This window comes from Acinetobacter sp. YH12120 (genome assembly GCF_013418795.1).
GTDB lineage: Bacteria > Pseudomonadota > Gammaproteobacteria > Pseudomonadales > Moraxellaceae > Acinetobacter > Acinetobacter towneri.
This window is the reverse complement of sequence record NZ_VPBI01000009.1, coordinates 105150-113368: the sequence shown is the minus strand read 5'-3', so window position 1 is coordinate 113368 and position 8219 is coordinate 105150. Positions and strand designations below refer to the sequence as shown.

The following is an 8219-nucleotide window of genomic DNA, read 5'->3' as shown; positions in this document are numbered from 1 at the left end:
GAGATTCATGCACGTGTAGCAGTCCTCAACAGATTTACGGAATTAGGTCGACCAGTTACCCAAGTTACGCCTTAAATTTGGCTCAATTAGGGGCGCTTTGCATTTCAAATCTTTGTGCAACAAAGCCGCATAGCACTGAAACATGAAACTCGAGCATGAAATAAAAAATAAATGTGAAGTACTATTTTATTTTAGAAATCGCTTCACATTTTAATGAGCAGCGCAGCATAAATATGCTTTGATGCCGAGAACAGCATCAAAGCAAATGTAGAGCCGTATTTAAAAGATGGTTGATAAATTAATAATAAGTCTTAGAGCTATGTGCATGTAAAAATGCAGGAATCAGCCCTGTTAAAGCCGCACGAATATCCGCACGTTCATTGATTAATTGATGCGAGCCTTCTTCTAACATGAGTAAGGTTTGCAGGCGGAATTTACGCCGAATAAACTCAATGTTGTAGCGCCAATCTACGGTTTGATCTTGCGCCCCTTGTGCCAACCAAACAGGAATACGGCAAGCTGGACGTTCTTCCATCTCCAACATCCATTTAGACATGGCTAAAATCCAATCCATGCCCATCATTCTAGGTTGCAGCGGGTCTTTTAAACGCACAAAGCGTAAAAATTCAGGATTATGATTATTGCGTCGGAAATGTCGCGGCACTTCACGCTTAATCCGACGGATAATGCCCAAACCAACAGAGTTATGCCACCATGCCGATTTTGCAGGACGAATCAAAGGCGATAACAACAACACACGCTCTACAAATGGATTTTCACGGCGCTGAGCAAATTCCAACAAGTGATGCATCCAAATTGCACCACCTGTACTTTGCCCAATGCCCAACCACGGTTTTGGCAATTGATCGGCATTTTTTACATATTGATAAACCGCATGTAATACTTGCTGATAATGATCAAAATTTTTGATGTTGGCAGGATAACCATCACTCAATCCATGTCCGGGCAAATCATAAGTCAAAACACTAAAGCCCTGCTCTAATAATTCTTTGACGATAGGTTGATAAATCCCGCTATGTTCCAAATAGCCATGCAGTAGAAATACCGTGCCCTGCACCTGATCAAATTTGGTTTTGCTTAAATCGGGTTGAAAAATTTGCACATGCAATTTAAACAACGGCATTTGCACATAGCCTTGCCAATGTTCACAGTCCAACAAATGAAAACCATATAGCTGTCGATAGGCTTGTAACTCAACACTCGGTTCAAAACCACGATTCAAATTTAAAGGTTGTAGAATTTGTGGTGTGGTTTCCCTACTCGGCACTGGCAAATCTAATTGCTTCAACACGCTTGGGTTTAAAAATGGAATATCAGGCATTATGGCACCTCGCGACATGCGCTAGAACCAATCAAGACATCCCGAATGGCGGCAAGCATTTCATAATTGGCACGGCGGCTGTGATCATAGTTTTGTTCACTTGGACGCCATGCGGTCAGTTGAGTCGGCATTGGAGCTTCGACAGGAATCGTTTCAATTCCATTTAAAGCAAATAAACGGCGGGTGCGTGGCATGTGATAACGGTCTGTAATCAAAATCACTGTCGGCGCCCCCCCTTTTTTTTGTAATAATAAAGAACTAAAACGTGAATTTTCACAAGTATTCATGCTGCGATCTTCTAATAATTTTGCTTCGACATCATATTTTTTTAACCAACGCTGCATATAAGGTGCTTCTACACCACTCAGTACAATCGGCAATTGATATTGTTTTACCACCGCTAGGGTCGTTTCTAAACGTAAACGTGTGTAGTCATTGACCACAATATCTTTGCCATTATCATCTAAAGTTAAGCCACCACCTAAAACCACAATCGCATAAGGTTTAGAGTTTGCAGGTATTTTTGGAATATTTTGTTGCTGAATTAAAGCAATATCTTTAAAGATTTCTTCATCTACAGGCTCACTTTCGGTTTCGGCAATTTTATGAGTGCTTAAAAACTCCAAGTATTGTTCCATGAGTACCTGATTTTCATGACTATCCAAATTGAGCAAGGCTTTTACATTTTCGGATGGGTCTTCTACAACTGCTTCAGAAGCTGCATTAGACACCAACAATGGGACTTGCGGCAACTCTTGCTCAGATGCTAATTTTTTTTGCGTTTGTTCTTCTAAAATAAGCGCTTGTAAGGCTTTATAACGAGCCTGAATTAAAGTTAAATTTTTCGAATTTTCAGATTGAATCTCTTGCTCCATCAGCTTCAAATAAGCTTGTCGGGCAATCCATAAATCTGAACCGGGTTCCAAGCTGTCTTGATCACTAAAAGCCGCCATTTGCTGACTTTTTGCTGCCACTTGATTCACTTCTACAGGTACCAAAGTGTTCAGCGTTTTGACCACCAAAGTAGAATAAAAAGGTGAATAGATAAAAATCATGAACGCTGCAAACAATACAAATAGCACGGCAGCAATTTGTACCAATCTGAGCATCCAATGATTCTGTTTCATCTTCACTTAACCTACCGGTTGATGTGCACGAATCAAACCTGTTTCATCAAATAACACAGGTTCAGGTTCTAGTGAAATACCAAAACGACTCAAAACATCTTGCTGCACAGCACGATAGGTGTGTTGCACATCTGCCAAAGTGGCATCGGCATAATTGACTAAAACCAACGCTTGTTTATGAAACATACCCACCACACCCAGTTGTTTTCCCTTCCAGCCAGCTTGATCAATCAACCAGCCTGCTGCAATTTTAACTTGCGCATTCGGCTGTGGGTAATGGGGTAAATTTGGAAATTGTGCTGCAATTTGGTCAAATTGCTGAGTCGAAATCACAGGATTTTTAAAGAAACTACCTACATTTGGATATTCTGCAGGATTAGGCAGCTTACTTTGGCGAATTTGAATGACTTGTTGCTGCAGATTTTCAGCAGTTTGCTCATCGCCTACAGCAGCTTTTAAGTCGCCATAATTTAATTTTAACGCAGCCTGTTTTAACAGTTTAAAAGTCACATGGGTAATGATGTAACGGTTGGGATGATCTTTAAAAATACTGTGTCGATAGGCAAACTGACAATCTGCAGCAACAATTGAGCTGAATTGTTGGCATTCACGATCATAGACCTGCACAGATTCAATAAACTCACCGACTTCAACGCCATAAGCACCAATATTTTGCACAGGTGAAGCGCCGACCAAACCTGGAATTAAAGCCAGATTTTGCAGACCATATAACTTTTGTTCCGTACTCCACAACACAAACTCATGCCAGACTTGTCCTGCCCCAACTTTTAGGGTGACACTTGCATCATCTTCAGCGCATTTTTCGATGCCCTGAATATCCATGTGCATGACCAAGGCATGAATATGTTCAGGCAATAACATATTGCTACCACCCGATAAAATCAGCACATTTAATTGTTTTTTCTGGGCAAATGCCAAAGCATCCTGTACATCTTGAATATTTTCAATTTTGACATAATGCGACGCAGTTGCATCTAAATTGAGCGTATTGAAAGGTTTGAGTTGCATGTTGTAGTGAATGTGCATGACTTAAACCTTCAATTCAAATTGTTGTTGTAAAACTTTCACCCATGCGCGACTACTCGACTCGCATTGATCGAGCACCCGCTCAAAACCATCGGCTTCGCCATAATATGGATCGGGTAATTCTTGCTGCGTATAATGCGGATCGTGTTCGCTCATTAAGGCTATTTCAGCGCGCAAACTGCCCAGTTCAGCTTCAGCACGGCGCATTAAAGATTGAATATTGCTTAAGTTTTCAAAATCCATCGCCAAAATCAAATCAAACTCGACAAAGTCTTGTATACGTAACTGACGCGCGCGCAATGTAGATAAGTCATAACCACGTTTGAACGCATGTTTTTGGCTGCGTAAATCTGGGGCTTTGCCTGGATGATAATTACTGGTTCCAGCAGAATCTACCAACACATTGAGTTGTTGTTCATCACAAAAATGTCGAAGTACAATTTCTGCCGTTGGAGAGCGGCAAATATTTCCCAAACAAACACATAACACCTTATATGGCGTTTTGGATGACATAAACAACCTCAAAGCTACTTTATTTTTAAGAGTCTTATGTTAAGTTATTTATGATATGAATCCTATATCGCGACCCTACAATAATGTTGAATTAAGTATAAAAATTAGGAATAAAGACGATGCAGCATTTTCAATTTCAAACAGTTGGCAACATTATTTCTGGATTGGGTTCAATTTCTGAACTAAAAACGGTTTTAACCGAAAAAAATTATAAGCGTTTGTTATTGGTCACCGATGCTGGCATTTTACAACAACAATTACATCAACCTATTTTAGAAATTTTAAAGCAACTGCAACTGGACTATGCCATTTACTCGAATGTGCAAGCCGACCCCGCAGAACAGATTGTGTTAGAAGCAGTTGATTTTGCCAAACAGCAAAATATTGATGTTGTATTAGGTTTTGGTGGGGGTAGTGCGATGGATGTCGCCAAAATTATTGCCGTGCTGAGTCATCCTGCACAAACTCAACAACTGTCGGACTTGTACGGTGTTGGCAATGCGAAAGCACCACGTTTACCACTCATTTTAGTTCCCACAACGGCAGGTACAGGTTCAGAAGTCACACCTATTTCCATTGTCACCACAGGTGCAACCAGTAAAACAGGCATTGTTTCTCCTATTTTATATGCCGATGTTGCCATTTTAGATGCCAATTTTACCCGTCATCTACCTGCACAGATTACCGCAGCCACAGGTATAGATGCGATGGTACATGCCATTGAAGCCTATACTTCTAAAATCAAAAAAAATGCGTATTCAGATTTTCTGGCAAAACATGCGCTGCGTTTACTTGATCAAAACTTAAAATTAGTGCTTGAAGATGGCAGCAATATGCAAGCAAGGCAAAACATGCTGTTTGGTTCAATGCTGGCAGGACAAGCCTTTGCCAATGCTCCTGTGGCTGCGGTACATGCGCTTGCCTATCCTTTAGGCGGACATTTCCATATTTCACATGGGCATAGCAATGCATTGGTACTAACCGAAGTTTTAAAATTTAATGTGCCTGCAGCCAAACAGTATTATGCAGAACTGATGTGTTGGTTAGACCCACGCAGTAAAGGCTGCACAGATGGATTATGTGATTTGTTTATTGATCATTTACAAAATCATTTAGATCAAAGTGGCTTGGTGTTAAAACTCAATGCCCTAGGCATAGCAGAAAACATGCTGCCACAACTGGCAGAAGATGCGATGCTGCAAAGCCGTTTATTGCAAAACAACCCGAGAGCAATGCAAATGCAGGATGCGTTACAGATTTACCAAGCCATTTATGCCTAACATTTACGCTTAACGTTCTGTATTTAACTTTCTACATTTATTTGGGATGATTTCCACCCATTAAAGCATGACACCACGTCGATAAAAATATAGGTAAACTTGTGAAACCTGACACCAAAACCCGTGAGCAATACGCTTTTTTCTTTCCCATCCAAACTCGCTGGGCAGACAACGATATGTATGGACATGTCAATAATGTCACTTATTACAGCTATTTTGACAGCGCAGCCAATGCCCTACTGATGCAAAAAGCAGGCTTTGAACCCAAACGATCACCCTGTATTGGTTTAGTGGTCAATTCCACCTGTCATTTTTTGCAGGAATTGTCCTATCCTGAAATGATTGAAGTAGGTGTTGCTATTCAAAAAATTGGAAACTCATCCTTAATTTATGATTTGGCAATTTTTAAAAACAATCAAAATCTTGCCGCTGCACAAGGACAAGTGGTGCATGTATTTGTAGATCGAATTACACGCCAAAACTGCCCGATTCCTGACTCCATCCGCGAAGCATTACAGCCATATAAAAGCACAGATTCAGCTTGCGCTTAGCAAAAAATAAGGCTGGTTTGACCCAGCCTTAAAATTCTGCAAACAAAAGCTAACAACAGGTTATTTCAACTGAATGTTATGTAATTCGCCATCAAAGTTTTGCAAAATATCTTTCACAATCGGTTCTTGATGCAATAAATTTTCAGCCCGTTGATAAGCGCGTTGTTTGCGCTGTTGCTGCAAAATGTACGGTGTCGTGTCATCCACATTTTCATATTGCACTTTAAACAGAGTTTTACTCCACTGTTCTTTTAAAGCACTTTCTAAAGCATGTTGCAGTTGAGTCAATAACTGCTGATATTGCTCAGGAATATGAAAAACCGATTCAGCATTAATCTGCCCCGTCATTACGCCATGCTGCGCCAATTCTTGCACGGCAGGTGACAACTCGCTGTGTCTAAACCAATATTCCCACTTGTCTAAAGTCCACTCACCTTCTAAAACTTGCGGCTGTAAACGCAGAATATCCTGCGGCATTAATTGATCATCGGCATTAGATGCTATGGTTTGCTGCGGTTGTGCTGTCGCACTGGCAACATTCGGTTCGACTTCAGTCGCTGCTAAATCAAATAAAGCGGTTTCTGCATTACTTACATTTTGTGTAATTGACGGTGAAGCATTATTCGATTGTAGTGTAGATGAAACTAGCGATGTTTCGGCTGATGCAGCAAGATCACCTAACGGTGCAACGGCATCAAAACTTTCCAGTAAAAAATCATCATGACTTTGCACATCAGATGTAGTGCTTACCGATGAGGCATCTTCATCTAAACCAAACAATTGTGCATCTGCATTTGGATCAAACACGATAGATTCAGATTGCTTATCCTCAGCCTGTATTGCAGTTTCTTCATTCACTGCAGGTTCTGACATAGATTCTGGTGAAATCGCAGCTGTTGAGTGTAGCGCTTGCGGAGTCGGTTGTTGCGCTTGAATCGACTGTTGATCTTGATGTGTTAAAGCTTCAGGCTCATCCTCATCTAAAAAATCATCTGAAGAAGGTTCTGCAACACTGGTTTGTGTCGTGGTGTGATCTGAATAATCGTCATCCTCATAGTCAAATCCATCAAGATCAGGTGTTGCAACCGCATCTAATTCAGTTACATGCTGTTCCGCTTGTGCTGTATTTTGAGTTGCCACAGCTTGTGGAGTTTGCTCCATTTGAGCAACTGGCTGGGAAGCCGCTGTTTGTGCAGTATTTTGTGGCGCAGCAACCAACACTTCATTGGCTTGCAAAGGTCGAAATGCCAGTAAACGCAGTACACACATTTCAAAGCCTTGTTCTTGGGTTACGGCAATTTGTAAATCGGCGCGTCCTTTACAAGCAATTTGATAATACAACTGTAAATCTTGTGCAGAGATCAGACCCGCAAGCTGCTGAATTTTTTGATTAATTTCAGCACTGTATTTTAGGTTTAAATCTGGCAGATATTGCATGATTGCCAATTCATGCAGTGTCGAAATTAACTGATCCAACACCAAAGACACATCTAAAGCTTGCTGTCTAAATTGTAATAACAACTGACTCACACGCTGCTGTTGGTTTTGATGAATCGCTAAAATCAAATCATAGATAATGGTGCGATCAATCAAGCCCAGCATGTCTTTGACATCTTGATGATGAATTTCACCCTGACCATAAGCAATGGCTTGGTCTGTCAAAGACATCGCATCACGCAAAGAACCTTGCGCAGATTCAGCAATCTGCCAAATTGCATCTTGCTCTGCAACAATCTGTTCTTTGGCTAAAATATCCGTTAAATGACTGGTAATTTCATCGACCTGCAATGGACGCAAAGTAAATTGCAAACAGCGCGAAATCACAGTAATAGGGAGTTTTTGTGGGTCTGTGGTCGCAAACAGAAACTTCACATGCTCAGGCGGTTCTTCCAAAGTTTTTAGCAAAGCATTGAACGAATGCGTAGACAGCATGTGCACTTCGTCAATCAGATAAACCTTAAAACGTCCCTGAGTCGGTGCATAAGGTACGTTATCGAGCAACTCACGTGTGTCTTCAACCTTAGTACGTGACGCCGCATCAATTTCGATTAAATCAATAAAACGACCTTCATTGACCGCAGTACAGGTCGGACACACTTCACATGGGGTAGATGTCACGCCTGTTTCACAGTTCAGGCATTTGGCCAAAATACGCGCAATGGTAGTTTTACCTACACCACGTGTTCCCGTAAAAAGATAAGCATGGTGCAAACGCCCACGTTCCAAAGCACTGGTCAATGCCCGTGATACATGGTTTTGTCCCACCAATTCATTAAAATTACGAGGACGATATTTACGCGCAAGTACCTGATACATGAATGCTCCTTTTTACAGGTCTAAGCATACTGTTTTTTTGGCA

7 protein-coding genes are annotated in these 8219 nt (G+C 41.1%); 2 read left to right on the top strand and 5 right to left on the bottom strand.

Features of this window, described 5'->3' with window-relative positions; translation table 11 throughout:
- Nucleotides 1-298: 298 nt before the first annotated feature.
- From FTU58_RS08035 to FTU58_RS08020, 4 genes are read right to left on the bottom strand one after another with little or no spacing between them, the layout of a single operon-like run.
- Nucleotides 299-1342, bottom strand: a complete 1044-nt coding sequence (locus tag FTU58_RS08035) for an alpha/beta hydrolase (protein ID WP_096900878.1) — start codon at nucleotides 1340-1342, stop codon at nucleotides 299-301.
- Nucleotides 1342-2469 carry a YdcF family protein gene (locus FTU58_RS08030; protein WP_154320702.1) on the bottom strand — a complete coding sequence of 376 codons (1128 nt, stop codon included), beginning with the start codon at nucleotides 2467-2469 and terminating at the stop codon, nucleotides 1342-1344. The genes FTU58_RS08035 and FTU58_RS08030 overlap by 1 nt, the downstream gene beginning before the upstream one ends.
- A gap of 6 nt (nucleotides 2470-2475) precedes the next feature.
- Nucleotides 2476-3516 carry a UDP-N-acetylmuramate dehydrogenase gene (murB, locus tag FTU58_RS08025; protein ID WP_180062311.1) on the bottom strand — a complete coding sequence of 347 codons (1041 nt, stop codon included), beginning with the start codon at nucleotides 3514-3516 and terminating at the stop codon, nucleotides 2476-2478.
- Nucleotides 3517-3519: 3 nt separating this feature from the next.
- Complete coding sequence (locus FTU58_RS08020) at nucleotides 3520-4029, bottom strand: low molecular weight protein-tyrosine-phosphatase (protein ID WP_004973278.1); 510 nt, start codon at nucleotides 4027-4029, stop codon at nucleotides 3520-3522.
- A gap of 119 nt (nucleotides 4030-4148) precedes the next feature.
- Here FTU58_RS08020 and FTU58_RS08015 point away from each other — a divergent pair, with 119 nt between their 5' ends.
- Both FTU58_RS08015 and FTU58_RS08010 read left to right on the top strand, forming a co-directional pair.
- On the top strand, nucleotides 4149-5309 hold the full coding sequence (locus FTU58_RS08015) for an iron-containing alcohol dehydrogenase (RefSeq protein WP_180062310.1): 1161 nt from the start codon (nucleotides 4149-4151) through the stop codon (nucleotides 5307-5309).
- Nucleotides 5310-5410: 101 nt separating this feature from the next.
- Complete coding sequence (locus tag FTU58_RS08010; protein ID WP_004973275.1) at nucleotides 5411-5860, top strand: thioesterase family protein; 450 nt, start codon at nucleotides 5411-5413, stop codon at nucleotides 5858-5860.
- A 60-nt stretch (nucleotides 5861-5920) separates the two neighbouring features.
- Here the strand turns inward: FTU58_RS08010 and dnaX are convergent, their stop codons facing one another.
- Nucleotides 5921-8176 (bottom strand): DNA polymerase III subunit gamma/tau, encoded by a 2256-nt coding sequence (gene dnaX, locus FTU58_RS08005; protein ID WP_004973273.1) that lies wholly within the window; start codon nucleotides 8174-8176, stop codon nucleotides 5921-5923.
- Nucleotides 8177-8219 lie beyond the last annotated feature (43 nt).